The following is a 15716-nucleotide window of genomic DNA, read 5'->3' as shown; positions in this document are numbered from 1 at the left end:
GTCAGTCTCCTCAGTCCAGTGACGTCGCATACAGCGTCCATCCCCCACCGGCACCGGCGAGGGCATCGGCCTTGTCCACCGCGGACGGCTCCGGCACACCCGGATCCGGCCCATCCCGGATCGTCAGGTCCGACACCAGCCGCCAATCCCCCTCCGCGGCGGCCCACCGCAACTGCGCTCTCGCCCGATGCCACCGCAGCGGCACCTCCGGATCGCCGGCCACCCGCACGCCGAGTGTGTACGCGTACCAGATGTCGACCTCCGCCGATCCGTTCGAGAACCGCACCACCCGATACGCACCGCGGTCGAGCCACACCACCGCCATCACCGGCCCCCGGGCGGACAGTCCCCGGCCATCCAGACCGAGCACCAGAGACCGCGCGGCCAGCCGCGTCTGCGCCGCCTGAACGAACTGGCCGTCGCCGATCGCGGACAGCAACGCCTCGCGTCGAGAGGCGTCCAGTCCCGCCGCGCCTTCGACCAAGGCCAGCCACGCTGTCGCCGCCTGCACCGCTCCCTGCCCGGTGCGGGCATACCCGACCGGCACACCCTCGCTGACTCTTGCAGCACCATCCCCCGGTGTCACCTCGGATCGGGGCAGCCCGGCCACCGGCGGGTGCTCTACGCTCCATCCCGTTGGCGGAGCCGGGGGTGATGCCGGCGGCATCACCGCCCGGCCACCCGGCACGAGCCATACCACCGCCCCTGCGGCGATGACGGCCACCACGACCGCCGCAGCACCTCGACGCGTCACGACTACCCCACCGCGGCGATCACAGCGCCGATGATCAACGGCAGCAGCACCACGCCGCCCAGGGCCGCCAGACGCAGCTTCACGCTGCTGGTCGCCTCACTCATCATGTGCGAGTTGTTCAGCTGGCGAGCCTGCGCCATGGACACGAACCCGGCTCCGACATACAGGGCCACCACCGCGATCATCAGCGCCCAGATGGCGCCGGCGACACGTACCCACGTCGCGGTGAACGGGCCACCGAGCACTCCCATGTCCGGGGTCACACCGTCCAGCGGGTTCTTGACTCCCCCTCCGCCCGGTGCCGGCGTCGGCGTCGGCACCGCCGCCCACCACTCGACGACCGTCCGCAGTGCGCTCATCCCTCATGCCCCCTTCGTTGCTGACGCTGCCGACAGCGCGTCAACGACTGCCACGGCTGCCATCAGGAGCGACCGGCGAAGCGGCGCTCCCAGGTCCCGGTATGTCACCCGGTCGCCAGCGCTCAGCCGAGCGTCGAACGGCAATACCACCACCTCGCGCACCACCTCGCGGTAGCGCTCGACGATGGCCGTCAGTAGTCCGTGATCCACCTTCGGATCCGCACACGACACCACCGCCACCGCGCCGCGAGCCAGATCAGTACGGCCCAGACGCGCCAGATGGTGCAGCATCCACAAACCGGTTTCCGCGACATCCGCCCGCACCGTCGTCGGCACCACAACGCAGTCCGCAGATGATGTCGCGGCCCACCAATTCGCCGACCTCACATTGTTGCCAGTATCGATAACCATGAACCGATAGAACCGACCGAGAACATCGGCGAGTTGATGAAAACCGGCAGCGTCGATGACGTCCATCCGCCCGGGCACGTCATCGCTGGCGAGAACATCGAAATGCGCGCTCTGCGGACGAATGAAACCGCCGAGGTGCCCAACGCTGGCACGAGCGTTCAGGAAGCCGTCGATCGCCTGGAGCAGGTCCACAACGTTTCGGTCGTGCACCGCCTCCTCCGCCCGCAGGCCGAGGGTGCCCCGGGTCTCGTTGTTGTCCCACGCCAAGGTGTAGCCGCCCCGGAACCATCCCAACGTGGCAGCCAAGCCCAAGGTGACAGGTGTCTTGCCCGCACCCCCCTTGGGGTTGGCGACCACGACCCGTTGCGGCGCCGCGAACGCCCGGAGCACACGCACCCGGCCCACCCGGTAGGCCTGCTCCTGCGGACCGGCAGGAACCCTGGCCGCGCCGAACGTCCACCTATTCAGCCGCCCCCGCCATCCCCATTCCGCTGCCGCGACCGCGCCCGCCGGGGCGTCCACCAGCCGTCCGCCGCGCTCACCGTCTCGATCCGTGCCACCCTCCGACCGGTGCCCCCTGCGGACTGCTGGCCGGACGACCGCCTGGTCAGGGGCAGGTACGACGGGTGCCGGCGGTATCTTCGCCCGCTCAGCCGGTGCCGCGTCTGGCGCGCTCGGCGGTTCCGGCGGCGCTCCGTATGCCCGGGCTCGTTCCGCTCCCGGAAACAGCACCTCGCGGCTTTGATCATCGCTCAAGGTATCTACTCCCCCGTTCAACATGGAGTACGGTACCAACTTATGCGGCGAGTTACACGACCTGACGGTTGCGCCCCCGGCAGTCCGCCCCCCCGGCGCAGGAACACCGTCGACCCGGAGGCACGCGAGAGCCGGATGCGTCCTATTGACAGAACAGCGAACTTGTGCTATAGCGGCATGCAGCCCTCATGGCTGGCGATGCGCCGATGAGCCGGCTCGCCGCCGCCGGTGCCGCCGTCGTACTCCTGCTCGGCGGCATCATCGTCACCACAACAGCAGCCACTCCCCAGCAGGCCGCCGCCAGCGCCACGGACTGCCTGACCTCCACCGGCACCGCATGGCGACTCGACCCCGAGCAGCAACGCCACGCCCGGACCATCCTCGCCATCGGCCAACAGCGACAGCTCCCGCCACGAGCCTGGGCCATCGCCATCGCCACGGCCGCACAGGAGTCCAGCCTGCGCAACGACCTCACGCCGGACCGCCACGGATCCAGCGGGCTGTTCCAGCAAACTCCGCCCGGATGGGGCAGCCGTCAGCAGGTCAACGACCCCACCTACGCCGCCACCGCCTTCTACACCGCCCTGTCCAAAGTGCCGGACTGGAAGAGGCTGCCACTAACCGTGGCAGCACAAACCGTCCAGCGCAGCGCCTATCCCGACGCGTACGCCAAGCACACCGCCACCGCCCTAGCCGCCCTGCGCGATCTCGCCGACACCGAACTCGACTGCGACCGCATCACCCCGGCCTCAGCGGAACCCGCACCCCGCAACCCCGACGGCACCTGGCCGAAGGAGGGCTGCGTCGTGCGCCCCGACCCCACCACCAACCGAGGCTGCCTGACCCCGCGCACCGCGCACCTCATCGCCCAAGCCAAAGCCGCCAGTTACGACAACCCCCGCTGCTTCAGACCGTCCGGCCCGGGCGAGCACCCCAAGGGGCGCGCCTGTGACTGGATGATGACCTCCGGAGGTGTCGCCACCGGAGCCCAACGCGCACGCGGCGACGCCATGGCCGCGTGGGCCGTCGCCAACGCCGACCGGCTCGGAATCATGTACGTCATCTGGTACCGGCAGGTGTGGTCCCCCGCCAAGGGATGGCACTCCTACCGCAATCCCTTCGGCGGCACCGGACCCAGCGGAGAACACACCAACCACGTCCACATATCCGTCTACTAACGACTGTCCCCGCGCCCCACCTAGACAGCCCTAGAAAGCCGACGAAAAACGCTTCCACACAAGCCGAAAACACGCCGGAGGAATTGTGGTACGTACCGGGTCCGGCATGGTTGGATCATCACATGCCACAGCGCAGAGGAGCACGCCTCGGAGCCCCCCAGCGGGGCAATCCACCCCAGTACGACGCCGCGTCCGGCGGCACCTGGCGGCCGAACCCGACGCTCGAACCGGCCAACGCCGTCAAGCTCGACCGGGCCATGAAGGCGATGGGCACCAGCGCCTCGGCAGTGATCAACGAACTGCTCGCCCGGATGCCGGTCGACGACGACGGCCTACCCGTCTGGGCCACCAAGCCCACCGAGCAGGCACCCCTGGTCGACCTGCCCCGCAGCGCGTCCTACGCCGCCTGACAGATGCCCAGCTCACCACGGAAAGGATCTCGCCAGACGCTGACATGACGAACGCCCCGGTACGAAACCGGGGCGCACCAGCGAGGTAAGGCCGAGGGTCGCAGCTCGGCCACCTCACAACTGAAGACCAGCACTCAGTCCGAGATCCCTTGTGGTTGCCTGCCGCCGGAGGTCCCGAACCGAGTTGCGCTATGCCTGTGGAGGCGTCGCTGCCATGACGGTAGCACCTGCCCCGCCGGCACGCATCAGCCTGTCCGAAATCGGCCCGGCGTGTCACCGCGTGCCCGCGGTCCAGACCTCTCTCCCCGGCCTCACGCCGGCGGGAGCCGACCACCCGGCGATGCCCTCGGCATCACCGCCCCAGACCATTCCTCCTAGCAACCTAGGAAGCCCGCCGGGAAGTGACCCGCGTCAAATCGCGGAGCACACCTGGCGAGCCCTCACACCCCACCTCACCCGCAGCCCCTACATGCGGCTGCGCCGCTACTCGCGCACCCAACGCCGCCACATCTACCCACACGACCAGCGGCTCACCACCGAGCTGCCCGACCGGCCCGCCGCCCTGCGGCTCTACACCGGGGGAGTGGCCTGGGTCCTCGGCCTCGACTTCGACGCCAAGGGCCACCAGCACGACGCCGCCACCGTCGCCGCCCACGCCGCCGACGCCGCCCAGTTCTTCCGGCAGCTCGGCGGCCGGCCCATCTGCGATGTCGCCGCCAGCGGCGGCCGCCATGTCTGGATCCCCCTCGCAGTCCCCGTCACTCTCGCCCAAGCCCGCCAGCTCGCCCACGCCTGCCGCCGCCTCTGGCCCACCCTCGACATCAGCTCCACCGTCAACCCCGACGACGGTTGCCTCACCGCTCCCGGATCTCCATGCAAGGACGGAGGGTTCCGCCGCCTGACCACCCCTCTGCCCGAGGCGTACCAGGCGGTGACCACACGATCAGCGGCCGATCTCGTCACCCGCGCCCTGGCCCTCCTCAGCGACCTAGCACCCGACGACCAGCCCACCGCCGCGACGGCACACGTTCTGCAGGCCGGCCGACCTCGGCCGCTCAGCCCCCTGCACACCCAGATCGCCGAGCACGGCGTGTGGCCCGCCGACCACACCACCCACGACGGCCGCCCATGGACCCGCTCAGAGGCCTGCTACGCCGTCCTCTGCGCCGCCGCCGCACGGGGCCACTCCCACGCTGATGTCCTCCACAACCTGGACACCGGGCGGTGGTCCGGCCTGCTCACCCTCTACACCGGACGCTACGGGACGCGCTGGCGCCGCCGTCTGGCCGCAGAGTGGCACAAGGCGCAACGGGCCGCCATCAGCGCGTCCACACAAGCCCCACAAGCAACCCACTACACCGGGGGGGCAGGGGGAGAGGTCACTGATTGTGATTTCGTTCGTCGCTGGCTCGCGGTCGTGCTTGTGAGCCTCGACCATCTGGTCACCGGGAAACAAAGGCACAACGCCCGCGTGCTGCTGTCGGGGATGGCCTGGCTCGGGTGGCGCGTGGGCCGGCGCTACGTCGAGGCGGGAACCCGGTCCTACTCCCGGGCCTGTGCCGGCATCATCGACCACACCACCGCGGCGGCCATCCTGCGCGAGCTGCGTGACCTCCCAGCAGAACAGAGGGTCGTGCGGCGCGTCTCGGCCGGACGCGGAACGCACGGCGACCTCTACGAACTCGTCATCCCGACCGCCTTTCGCCACCTCGCCGCAGACCCCGATACGTGGCCCGACCCCCGACCGATCCCGGCCGTCTTCGGCGTGCGCGACCGAGCCCGGCGATCGCGACCGCTGCTCGGCGCGACCGGTTGGCGCATCCACCAGGCGCTCATTGCCGGAGCGAGCGGCACGGCCCCGCAGATCGCCGTGGCGGCCGGCGTCAGCCGCTCTGAGACCTACAACCTGCTGCCCGAACTCGTTCGACTCGGACTCGCTCGGGCACTTCCGAGAACCGCTAGCTCTGGAACGGAGTGGGGAGAGGGAAGGGCGAGCACCCGGGCGGCCGGGGAAACCCTCGACGCTGGGGCGCATCTAGCGCGAATCGACGCCAGGCACCGCCGGGAACGACGGTTGTGGCGGGCGGCGCTGGACCGCTTCGCCGAGCGCCGCCGCGCCACGAACCCGGAACCGACCGAACCTCTCTGGTGGCCACCGGACTGGGCGGAAGAGCCCTCGCCTGGAACAGCCGGCGACATCGACACACACGCCGAAGCGCACGCACTAGCGGTTCTCGCCACCGCCTTCGACATACAAATCATCTAACGCTGTAACGTTTAAACGTTTGGTCGTTTGCGCGTTAAAACGTCAGAACGTTTGATATGATGGAATCGTGAGTGACGAAACATTGCCGTCAGCCCCGGCCCGCACGTGCCGGCACCCCGAGTGCGCTGATGAAGCCCAAGATGACGGGTGGTGCACCGACCCGGACCACGCGGCGTGCCTCTTCCCGAACTGCGGAGATCCGGTTAAGCCACGGGAACCAGGGCAGTCGAGGCCGAACAGCTACTGCTTCAAGGTGAAGACCGACAGTAGGGGGGAGGAGGTACAGCACAACCGCAACACCGCTTATGCCGAACGCAACAGGCTTGCCAGGCGCGGCGATGCCGCCGGCATCACCCCAGACTCCTTATCCCGGCCGTTCAGCATGGCCACTGACCGAGCCGACATCGTGCGGGAGCAGATCACCAAGACGATGGCTGACCTGCAATCCCAGGTCACCCGAGCAGTCGCGGAACTCTCCACCCTCGCCAGCCCCAGCACCGCGGCCGAAGAGATCGCGGCTGTCCGCACCGAGGCTGCGGAACTCATTGCCAGCGCCGAGCGCAGAGCCGTCGACGCCGAACGCCGTGCCCGTAGGGCCGAGGACCTCCGTCAGGAGGCCGACGGGGTCGCGGCTGATCTCCAAATCGAGCGCGACGACGCGTTGCGTCAGGCCGAGGAGCACCGGGTCACCGCCCAAGAGGCAACCGAGCATGCAGTGCAGCAGGTCGCGGCGGCCGAGGAACAGAGCAAAGCGGCGCTGCGCCGAGCCGACGACAGCGACCAGCGCGCCGAACGGGAGGAAGTAGCGCGCAAGGCCGCCGAGGCTGAACGCGATACAGCCATCGCCGACGCGGACAAGGCCCGGGCCGCGCGAGACGAGGCCCTGGAAACGAAGCGTGCCGCCGAGACTGGCCGCCAGAAGGCGGAGCGCGCGGCCGAGGACGCCAACCGACGTGCCGAGGCTGCGACCTCCGCGAAGACCGCTGCCGAAGCCGCCAGAGACGCGGCGCTCGCGGCTCAGCGCGAGGCAGACACCACCGCCGCCCGAGCCACGGAACGAGCCGAACGGGCCCTGGCCGACCTCGCAGTTGTGGAACAGGCCCGAGACGAACGAATCGCCGAGGCGACCCAACTCCGCGACCAGGTGGACGCTCTGCGTCGTGACCTCGCCGCCATGACAGCGACGAGGGACGCCGCCGTCGAAGCGCGGGACACCGCCCACCAGCGGGCAAACGATCTCGCCGGCCGACTCACTACGACCGAGGCGCGCCTCGCGACCGCCGGAGCCGATCGGTCCGCTGCCGACCACGCCCGCACCTCAGCAGAGCAGGCACTGGCCAACCTGCGCGGCGAGTACGACCAGGTCTCCCGGCAGCACAACACCACGATGCAGCAGCTCGCTACCGCCAACGCCAACCTTGCTGCCGCCCAAGACCAACTCATCGCCGAACGAGCCCACGGCGAACAGCGCATCCGGGACCTGCGTGAACTGTACGAACAACAGATCGCCGAGCTGAGAGCTGCCCAGCAGCAGTCCGACGACACCGGCCCGCAGCCCCGCGACCGAACCGAGCCGCCCCGAGGCCAACGGGCTCGACGAAAAGCAGCCGGCACGGGAGCAGAACCCACGACATAGAAACAGGCGCTGCCCGCACGGGGGAACGGGCAGCGCCTTCCTCGCTGACGATAAACCACGACGCGCCCCAATGCGCCCCCCACCAAGGCTTATCTTCACCACGCGATTGGAAGACCTCCGTGCCGCAACCGGCGCCGGTCAAGCTGACCGTGCAGCTCGACCGACAGACGCTTGCTCAGATTCTGTTCATCACCGACACCTTCGACCGGGCAACCACCTACCAGGTGCGCTTGGCCGTACGCGAAGCATTGGCCGAACACGGCGTCCGAGGCTGTAGACGCCGATACCAACTCGCCGAGCGCGACGCCCGCCAGCTCGATGAGATCGAACCCGAAGCACGGCATCGCCAGCACCACAGCCAGCGGCTGCTCTGGTGTCTTGACCAGGTTGAGCGAGCCTTTCGCCCCCGCGCACCACGACGCCGTCGCACAGTCGAGGGGAGACCGCTGATCGAAGTCCTTCAGGGAGAACCGCTGATCAACACATTGTTCACCGCCCCGAACTGACGTGAAAAATTCTCACTGACGCCCTCCGGGGTTACCAGGGCAGGGGAGAGGGGAGTGGGTTGGAGGTGATGCCGGCGGCATCACCCCCAACCTGTCACCCGCCGCCGCCAGCCGCTGAGCTAAGGCTTCCTGGTGGGCAGAACTCCGCTGCCGTGTCAGTCACCAGTTCTTCCGACAGTGCCATCGAGATCAACGCGAGGCGCCGTGCGTCGGCATCCACATCAGCGTCGGTGGCCTTCGCCGGCTGGGGCTCCAGCCCCGGGTCCACCTCCTGCGGCGTGACACGGCCAGCTTCGAGCCGTCCCACGGCGACCAGGATCGCTGCGGCCTCGCCGGCGGCGCAGGCTCGGACGCTGTCCCAACCCGCCTCTACCGCCCGGCGGTGCGCAGCCGCTGCCACCTCCTCGTCCAGCGGGCCCACGGCCTGCAAACCATCGCCGATCTCCACACACCGCCGGTACAGTTGCTGCCCGGCACCCCACACCCACCACGAGTCGCGGTGCGGTCGGCGGGGCGGATGCAACACGATGTCCGGCACCGCCTGATAGAGCAGGTACCACAGCCGGTGAAGATCACGGAACATCGTGCTCTTGCGGGGCCAGGCGCGCACCCCGTCGACCGTCTTCCAGAACGTCGCCAACACGAAACTGGAACAGATCAGCGCTACCGACATCGTGATCAGCGTCTGCGTCACGATGGGCTCAGGCCACGGAGGCGATACACCAGCCAGCTTCAGCCCGATGAACAGCGCCTTGTGCGCCACGAACCCCGCCCCGAACAACGCTCCGGCGCTGAGCAGTCGCATGATCGTTCGCAGACGCATGCCGGCGTACTTCGCGTAACCATGCGACATGCGCAGGATGTCCACGACGGACACCCCGAGATAGGCCAGGAACGCGAGCATGTACACGGAGACCTGCGGCAGGTTCCCGTAGCGCTCTGCGAAGTGCAGCGGCTCCGACGCCGGAAAGTCGGCAAGCCAGAACATCGCCACCATCACCGAGAGCACCACGGCGAAGAACGCCAGGCGCCGCCGCATCAACCGCAGCGCCCGCTGCGGCCCACCCAAATGCAGAAACAGGAACTGGATTGCGGTAGCCGTCACCAGCGCGGATCCGTGCTCGACAAGCTTGGCCAGGTTCGGCACACCCGTCGACCTGTCGATGAAGCTATGCACGGGGGCCCAGCCTGCGGTGACGGCGATCCCGCATCCCAGGCAGATCCCCACACTGGCGAGGATCTTCGGGTTGGTTGGGTCACGGCGCAGCGCCCCGAGCTTCATCACGAGCGCCACCGCGGCGATCAGCGCCGCCACGATATGGCCAGCCGCCACCACCATGCGAATCCCCCGTCTAGTCGGTCAGCGTCGCCGCGATCCGATACATCACCGCCGCTGTGTCGTCCCCCAACTGGTCGAAGGAGCCAACCTGCTCGCCTCCGTTCAACCGCGCGCCCAGATAGGTGGCCAGCAGCTCCGCGTCATGCTCCTGTTGGTGCTCGAACGTCGCCGCCGACCGCGCCAGGACCACCCGAGCCCCCGCCGCACCGAAAGCATCCACGAGGCGGCCGTCGATGGGCACCACCCCCTCCCCGGTGTGCCGCAGGGCGATGTGCATCAGCTCGTGCAGGATCGTGTGACGCTGAAGCACCGGTGAGGCGCCACGGTCGTAGAGCACGTAGTCGGTCTCGGCAGTGGCTACCCACAGGCCGCACGGCGTCTGGTCGTCGATCGTCATGGCGGCGAGCTGGATCCGACGTCCGCGCGCCCTCTCCAGCGCCGACATCAACCCATGCACAGTCAACGGTGCCGGCAGGGTCACATCGAGCCCTCGGACCAGACGCTGTATCCGACGTTGTCGACCCCACATCGATTTCCACCACTCCCCCGTGTGGATCTTCAACTCACAGACCCCTTCGTGCCACCCGCCCAACCTGTCCTGATCGGACACTCAGTCGCTCGGCCCAGCCGGAGAACCACAATAGTGGCAAGCGCAAGCAGGCAGCATAACCAGGCGCGTCCCCCCGCGTCACCACCGCAAAGCCCAAGTTCGTGGAAGTTTCACGGTGTGCGTAGGGCCAGATCCGATCAAACCCTGTCAGATCGATTCGCGTCACCGTCGGACGTCGGTGCTGCCACTCCCCCGGCGAGAGCTGCACCACAGATCAACAGGCAGCTACCCGCACGCAGCCCGCCCGGACCCGCGCCGGACGCGTCAGCCGGGACAGGCACAATGCGGGGGTGCACGACGTCATCGACAACCCCGTACGGCAACCCGCGAGCCTGGCGGCGCGCGTCGTGACCGAGGTCTTCGCCCCTGCTCTACTGGCGGCGGCCATGCCGGTCATCGTGGGTGTCCACAGCACCTCACCGGTCAGCCTCGGTCTCGGCTGGGCTCTCGTCGGCGCCGTGTTCTGCTCCGTCATCCCCAACACCCTGATCTGGTGGCGAGTGCGTCGAGGCAGTCTCACCGACCATCACATCCGAGTACGCGAACAGCGAAAAACACCGCTGATCTACGGGCTGCTCTCTGTCCTCGTCGGCCTGACCCTGATGGTGACCCTCGACGCTCCTCGACCCGTCACCGCCATGGTCGTCGTCATGTTCGCCATCGGCCTGGCCGTCACCGCGGCCAACCTCGTGTGGAAACTCAGCATCCACGCAGCGGTCGCCGCCGGCTCCGCCGCCGTCCTCGTGATCGAATTCGGTCCCGCGCTTCTCGCGTCACTGCCCGTGGTGGTGCTCGTCGGATGGTCGCGGGTCCGCCTGCGCGAGCACACCCTGGCTCAAGTGACAGCCGGCGTCGGCGTCGGCGCGATGGTCGCGATCCCCGCCTACCTCGTCCTCAGCTAACCGCCTACGCCTTGGCGTCCGGACGACCCCGCCGCCCTGCTTTGCCCTGCGCCTCCAACGCGGCCACCTGCTCGACAATCGCACGCAGACCCGCCCTGGAGGGACCAGCGGGCATCCGCCGCGCAAGCACCGTGATCGTCTCCAGATCAGGGTCGACATCCAGATCGCCGACCTCGCTCTTCGCAACGGAGTCGAAGAAGTAGTTCGGTTCCACCCGGAAGAAGTTCGCCAGACTCTGGATCGCTGACCGGGAAGGATTGTCCCGCTCGCCACTGAGCAGGTAGTTCAGGTAGCTGGTCGACAATCCGGTCGCCTTGGCCACCTCATCCGGAGTGTAGGAGCGGTCCGCGCCGGGTTTTAGATGGGTCTCGAACAACCGCCGCAGCCGGGCCGCGAAGGACGTCGAACCACTGGCCCTCCCAGGGTCCGCCATGACCACCCCTCCCGACCAACCCAGGACACCACAACAGTGGCGATATTGACTCTCGGTGCCACAATAGTTGCAGAGATCGGATGATCGTGCTTGACTGACTACGCCCGACCACTCTTGTGGCAGTGACACCGTAGCGGACAACCATAGTGAAACAACAGCAGCACTCGACATCAACATGTGTCGAAACCCGAATCGGTGCGTCGGGCACCGGAGTGCCAGTCGCGACAAGGGAGGGCGGATCGGGGGATGCGCAAACCCGCCTCAGCCCGTTCCACACGAGCTAAGGCGGCCGGCGGGAGGGGGTACGACGAAGCCGGCACGGTCACAGCGCATCAAGGGGGTCCCGTCAACCCACGCAACTCGGCACACGTGGTGGGCCTCGGGCTCACACCCTAGGCCCACCACACCCGCTCTCCAACCCTGCACAAACCGCAACAACAGACACGGGGAGAGAAACGGAGATGCCCACCAGCACAGCGACACACGCGCCAACCGTCCCAGGCCGCTACACCTACACCTGCCTGGACTGCTCCCACAGCGCCGGCGACCAGCGATGGGACACCCTCAACGCCGCCTCCCGCGCCGCCTACCGCGCCGGACCCGACCACGCCATCGAATGCCCCGGCCACGCACGACTTCTGGCCGTCAGCCTGCCCCCGAAGCGGCACCACGCGACCGACACCGTCGCTCCGTACGACCCCAACCAGCTCGTCGCGGTACCGGCGTGGACCCTGCTCATCGCCCGCAGCCTTGCCGCCACCCTGGCCCACCGCGCCCAACACCACGGCAGCCTCGACTTCGGACTGCACGACCATGCCGCCCTCGTAGCCGAAGCCGCACTCGCCTTCGACCCCCTCCCCGGCGAGGCCGTGCCCGACACCGCCGATCAGCTCGCGGCGCTCCTCCACGAAACTGCCGACGTCCTCACCTCGTCACTGCATACCGCCTGAACGACCCGATGCCGGCGGCATCACTCCCCCGCTGCCGATCCCGCCGGCATCGGGTTCCCGGCCACCGGCGCAGCGGTGGCGACCTGCCGGGCGCCGTCGTCGTTCACGCCCGGGGTCCCGATCATGACGAGGGTATGGCGTTGGGTGCGAGCGGCGGCATGCCACCCGGCAGCCAACAGGCCCGCCCGTAGTTTCCAGACCAAAAACAACGCTAAGAACTGAGGGTTGATCAAGCTCTCCACCCAGCCGTAGCGTCCCGTCCCGTTCGGTGACGGTCGATGCTCGGGTGGTGGGTTTGTGGCGACTCAGGATGTGTTCTCGGCGGAGGAAGGCCCGCGACTAACGATCTTGCGAAAACTGGCGTTAAGAACTTGGGTTGAGGTCAGGTCCGGCGGAGGGGGTATTGGACGTGGTGGATGTCGCGTAGTTTGATCGTCCATGTTTGGTGTGGGCGAGCAGGTCGGAGATGGGAACGAGAGGTCGTTCCTGTCGGCGCGGCAGGTCGCGGCGTACGGGTGTTTCGAGGGTCCGCCGTCGGTGGAGGATCTGGAGCGGTTCGCAACCTGCTCCGCGGTGTCGCCGTCACACTGCGCAAACCACCCAGCGCTGTGCTGGGTGAACTGGACACCGCTATGCGTACCCTGGCGGTCACCGCGTTCGCGACCGCAGTGCTGGCCCGCCTCGATCACACGGGCGGGCCTCAGACGTTGCGATGGTCCAACGCCGGGCATCCACCACCGGTGTTGATCGTCCCCGACGGCACCGCCAAGCTCCTGCGCACCCGGCCAGAGGTGATGCTCGGCGTCAGCCCCGACGCCACGCGAACCGATCACGCCATCACGCTGGCGCCCGGCTCGACGGTGGTCCTCTACACCGATGGACTCATCGACCGCCGCGGGGAGCTGCTCGACGCCGGGTTGGCCGACCTCACCACCGCCCTCACCGGTACGCAGAACCTGACGGCAGAGCAAGTGTGCGAGCACCTGCTCGACCGGTACGCCGCCAGCAGCGACGACGACATCGCTCTACTCGTGCTCCACGTGCCCGACGCCGACGCCACCGCACTGCCCGCGGCGTCTACCTGAGCCACGTTGATCGTCAGCTACAAGGAGGTGCCGGTGATGGCTTTGCACGCCGCCGGCGCAGCGACTGCACGTGCCGCCAGCGTTGACGACCTGCCTCTCTCCCGCAAGGGCCGCACCAGGCGGTGGTCGTGATCCGCGAGCACGGGCTTCCTAGTCGCCGATGTCGCAGGGTGCCGGCGTCACGGGCCGCGGGGGTCGACGAGGGGTCGCGGTGTGCTGGTCGCACGGTGATCTCTCGTAGGTCTTCCAGTCCCACGCCGGCTTCGCCGTAGGCATCCCCCAGCGTCCCCGCCGCCTCAAACACATCATCCACAAGCGCAACTGAAGCCAGCACCCGGCAGGGGCAAAGTACGCCGGTGACCGGTCAGCTCCCCCAGCCAGCAGCTTCGTTTGACAGGCCAGCGGGAGGGAAGACGCATCTGCCGCCCGCCTATCCCGCGCGTGACTACCATCCGTCGCAGCGGGACGGGATCCGCCGCGCGATCGTGGCGAGAGGGCATCCAGGGGATCGGGGGAACCAGTGATCGGGCCCGTGCAGATGCTGATGATCGGATTCAAGAGTGACCAGATTCCCCCCGAGGTGCGCAAGGAACTGAAGGACCTGCTCGCCAATGATCAGATACGGGTGCTCGACGTGCTCACCATCCTTAAGCACCGCAACCGCACGATCGAACAGCAGCCGAGCCCTGACCTGCTTCCCCTTAACTCAACGCACTCCGGTGACCTGCTGGGCAGGCTGCTCCGTGAATCCGGCTCATCAGCAGTGATGGGAGAGAGCACCTCAGGGGGGCGAGGCTACCTCTTCAAAGGCGACGACATCCCACAGCTACGCGACTCCATGCCAGCAGGGACCGGAGCGGTCGTGCTTCTCCTCGAACATAGCTGGGCCAAACCTCTGCGAGACGCCGTCGTGAGCTCCGGGGCGTTTCCCGTCCGCGACGCGTGGGTCGGCCGGACCGCCCTGCAACAACTCGACCTCATCGACTCGACACGCTAGAACGTCACGTCGACATCGCCGATCGGTCGAGCCCGGGGTGCAGCGCGATAGCCGGGGAGACCGAAACAGCGTGTGGCCGGCACCCACCCCCCGGATGCCGGCCGCGCTGCGCGTCGTCGCGGTGCGGCGCGGCAGAGGCGGCATCGCACCGTCAACAACACGACCCCCGGCAATGCGCATCGATCGGGCCCTGCTGCCGGTGACGGGGCACGTCGCGACGAATGTCAAGTGTACCCAGGTCTGGAGCGGGAAACTGTCTGGGAATCGGTCGTTTCCCGAACAAGATCGAAAACGGGCGCCTCGGCCGATCAAGGGCGTTCGGAAAACCTGTCCGGAAACCTCGGCGTGTCCAACAAGGCGACGGGGGTTTCTCGGTCACCCTGAACGCCATGACCTACGGCACCGAGTACGTGGCCACCGTCGGGCCCGAGCAGGCCGCGTGGCTCACCGACCCGGAGCACTTCGATGGTGCCACCGCCGGCACGGACAACGGCGACGGGACCGTCACCCTCACCGAGGAACAGGTCGACGTGCTGCGCGAGCGGGACACCGGCGAAGGGCGGCCCGGGGATCTGGAGTGGGACGACGAACACGGCCTGCTCGTCTACCTGCCCGACGGCGGCGACTGCCGGGGTTTCTGGCTGGTCGAGCGTCTCCAGGCTGGCCACCGGTGACCGCCGCCCTCCCGCCCGAAGGCGGCGATCTGCTGGCGCCCACTCCACTGGCGGGTGTGCTCGTCGGCTATGGCCGGGTCTCTACCCGGGAGCAGAACCTCGCCCGGCAGCAGGCCGCGCTGAGCGCGGCCGGGTGCGCGAAGTGCTTCTTCGACAAGGCATCCGGGAAGAACGCCGACCGGCCGGGCCTGCACGACGCGTTCGAGTACCTGCGTCCCGGCGACGCGCTCACCGTCGTGTCGCTGGATCGGCTCGGCCGCTCGCTGGAGGACCTCATCACGATCGTGGGCCGGCTCAAGCGCCACAGGGTCGGGTTCCAGTCACTGCACGAGAAGCTGGACACCACCACCGCCGGGGGCATGTTCGTCTTCCACGTCTTCGCCGCCCTGGCCGAGTTCATCCGCACGATCATCGTGGCCAACACCAACGAGGGCCTGGCCGCCGCCCGCG

Annotated in this window: 17 protein-coding genes; 11 read left to right on the top strand and 6 right to left on the bottom strand. The window is 68.3% G+C overall.

The genetic code is table 11. The annotated features are described in order from the left end of the window. Positions 1–10: 10 nt before the first annotated feature. From ABD52_RS09490 to ABD52_RS09480, 3 genes are all read right to left on the bottom strand, one after another. Complete coding sequence (locus ABD52_RS09490; RefSeq protein WP_152748222.1) at positions 11–610, bottom strand: hypothetical protein; 600 nt, start codon at positions 608–610, stop codon at positions 11–13. 146 nt (positions 611–756) lie between these two features. Then, positions 757–1113: a hypothetical protein gene (locus ABD52_RS09485; RefSeq protein ID WP_235437423.1), complete on the bottom strand. Its 357-nt coding sequence runs from the start codon at positions 1111–1113 to the stop codon at positions 757–759. Positions 1114–1116: 3 nt separating this feature from the next. Beyond that, positions 1117–2046 carry a hypothetical protein gene (locus ABD52_RS09480; protein ID WP_235437422.1) on the bottom strand — a complete coding sequence of 310 codons (930 nt, stop codon included), beginning with the start codon at positions 2044–2046 and terminating at the stop codon, positions 1117–1119. Positions 2047–2468: 422 nt separating this feature from the next. Between ABD52_RS09480 and ABD52_RS09475 the strand changes: the two genes are divergently transcribed. From ABD52_RS09475 to ABD52_RS39000, 5 genes are all read left to right on the top strand, one after another. Continuing rightward, positions 2469–3458, top strand: a complete 990-nt coding sequence (locus tag ABD52_RS09475; RefSeq protein WP_235437421.1) for a hypothetical protein — start codon at positions 2469–2471, stop codon at positions 3456–3458. 122 nt (positions 3459–3580) lie between these two features. Next, positions 3581–3868, top strand: a complete 288-nt coding sequence (locus ABD52_RS09470; RefSeq protein WP_047891565.1) for a hypothetical protein — start codon at positions 3581–3583, stop codon at positions 3866–3868. A 469-nt stretch (positions 3869–4337) separates the two neighbouring features. Continuing rightward, positions 4338–6134, top strand: a complete 1797-nt coding sequence (locus tag ABD52_RS09465) for a hypothetical protein (protein ID WP_152748221.1) — start codon at positions 4338–4340, stop codon at positions 6132–6134. A 253-nt stretch (positions 6135–6387) separates the two neighbouring features. Next, the gene (locus tag ABD52_RS09460; protein ID WP_047891564.1) at positions 6388–7770 is read left to right on the top strand and encodes a hypothetical protein; all 1383 of its coding nucleotides are present in this window, start codon (positions 6388–6390) and stop codon (positions 7768–7770) included. A 119-nt stretch (positions 7771–7889) separates the two neighbouring features. Beyond that, on the top strand, positions 7890–8276 hold the full coding sequence (locus ABD52_RS39000; RefSeq protein WP_152748220.1) for a hypothetical protein: 387 nt from the start codon (positions 7890–7892) through the stop codon (positions 8274–8276). Between the two features lie 94 nt (positions 8277–8370). Here ABD52_RS39000 and ABD52_RS09450 read toward each other — a convergent pair whose 3' ends face one another. Together ABD52_RS09450 and ABD52_RS37420 are read right to left on the bottom strand one after the other, a co-directional pair. Continuing rightward, positions 8371–9615 (bottom strand): MAB_1171c family putative transporter, encoded by a 1245-nt coding sequence (locus tag ABD52_RS09450; protein ID WP_047891562.1) that lies wholly within the window; start codon positions 9613–9615, stop codon positions 8371–8373. Between the two features lie 13 nt (positions 9616–9628). Further along, positions 9629–10060, bottom strand: a complete 432-nt coding sequence (locus tag ABD52_RS37420; protein ID WP_161801616.1) for an ImmA/IrrE family metallo-endopeptidase — start codon at positions 10058–10060, stop codon at positions 9629–9631. A 455-nt stretch (positions 10061–10515) separates the two neighbouring features. Between ABD52_RS37420 and ABD52_RS09440 the strand changes: the two genes are divergently transcribed. Next, positions 10516–11127: a phosphoesterase PA-phosphatase gene (locus ABD52_RS09440; RefSeq protein WP_047891561.1), complete on the top strand. Its 612-nt coding sequence runs from the start codon at positions 10516–10518 to the stop codon at positions 11125–11127. A gap of 4 nt (positions 11128–11131) precedes the next feature. Here ABD52_RS09440 and ABD52_RS09435 read toward each other — a convergent pair whose 3' ends face one another. After that, positions 11132–11560, bottom strand: a complete 429-nt coding sequence (locus ABD52_RS09435; protein ID WP_047891591.1) for a helix-turn-helix domain-containing protein — start codon at positions 11558–11560, stop codon at positions 11132–11134. Between the two features lie 461 nt (positions 11561–12021). On the opposite strand from ABD52_RS09435, the gene ABD52_RS09430 reads away from it, so the two are divergent. From ABD52_RS09430 to ABD52_RS09405, 5 genes are all read left to right on the top strand, one after another. After that, complete coding sequence (locus tag ABD52_RS09430; RefSeq protein ID WP_047891560.1) at positions 12022–12510, top strand: hypothetical protein; 489 nt, start codon at positions 12022–12024, stop codon at positions 12508–12510. A 416-nt stretch (positions 12511–12926) separates the two neighbouring features. Next, positions 12927–13595 (top strand): PP2C family protein-serine/threonine phosphatase, encoded by a 669-nt coding sequence (locus ABD52_RS09420; RefSeq protein ID WP_082171253.1) that lies wholly within the window; start codon positions 12927–12929, stop codon positions 13593–13595. 532 nt (positions 13596–14127) lie between these two features. Beyond that, complete coding sequence (locus ABD52_RS09415; protein ID WP_147427345.1) at positions 14128–14592, top strand: hypothetical protein; 465 nt, start codon at positions 14128–14130, stop codon at positions 14590–14592. Positions 14593–14981: 389 nt separating this feature from the next. Then, positions 14982–15266, top strand: coding sequence for a hypothetical protein (locus tag ABD52_RS09410; protein ID WP_047891557.1), 285 nt, complete (start codon positions 14982–14984; stop codon positions 15264–15266). Next, a partial coding sequence (locus ABD52_RS09405) for a recombinase family protein (RefSeq protein WP_047891556.1) occupies positions 15263–15716 on the top strand: 454 nt, incomplete at its 3' end. The genes ABD52_RS09410 and ABD52_RS09405, both read left to right, overlap by 4 nt.

It is taken from the genome of Micromonospora sp. RV43, from assembly GCF_001029515.1.
Lineage (GTDB): Bacteria > Actinomycetota > Actinomycetes > Mycobacteriales > Micromonosporaceae > Micromonospora > Micromonospora aurantiaca.
Note: the sequence above shows the minus strand (reverse complement) of the source record. Positions and strands in the feature narration are given on the sequence as shown.

What these genes read in the sequence shown, in the direction of transcription:
- ABD52_RS09435 (WP_047891591.1), bottom strand. Translation starts at nt 11,560, where the DNA reads ATGGCGGACCCTGGGAGGGCCAGTGGTTCGACGTCCTTCGCGGCCCGG.
- ABD52_RS37420 (WP_161801616.1), bottom strand. Translation starts at nt 10,060, where the DNA reads ATGTCGGCGCTGGAGAGGGCGCGCGGACGTCGGATCCAGCTCGCCGCC.
- ABD52_RS09465 (WP_152748221.1), top strand. Translation starts at nt 4,338, where the DNA reads ATGCGGCTGCGCCGCTACTCGCGCACCCAACGCCGCCACATCTACCCA.
- ABD52_RS09420 (WP_082171253.1), top strand. Translation starts at nt 12,927, where the DNA reads ATGTCGCGTAGTTTGATCGTCCATGTTTGGTGTGGGCGAGCAGGTCGG.
- ABD52_RS09470 (WP_047891565.1), top strand. Translation starts at nt 3,581, where the DNA reads ATGCCACAGCGCAGAGGAGCACGCCTCGGAGCCCCCCAGCGGGGCAAT.
- ABD52_RS09475 (WP_235437421.1), top strand. Translation starts at nt 2,469, where the DNA reads ATGGCTGGCGATGCGCCGATGAGCCGGCTCGCCGCCGCCGGTGCCGCC.
- ABD52_RS09485 (WP_235437423.1), bottom strand. Translation starts at nt 1,113, where the DNA reads ATGAGCGCACTGCGGACGGTCGTCGAGTGGTGGGCGGCGGTGCCGACG.
- ABD52_RS09430 (WP_047891560.1), top strand. Translation starts at nt 12,022, where the DNA reads ATGCCCACCAGCACAGCGACACACGCGCCAACCGTCCCAGGCCGCTAC.
- ABD52_RS09450 (WP_047891562.1), bottom strand. Translation starts at nt 9,615, where the DNA reads ATGGTGGTGGCGGCTGGCCATATCGTGGCGGCGCTGATCGCCGCGGTG.
- ABD52_RS09410 (WP_047891557.1), top strand. Translation starts at nt 14,982, where the DNA reads ATGACCTACGGCACCGAGTACGTGGCCACCGTCGGGCCCGAGCAGGCC.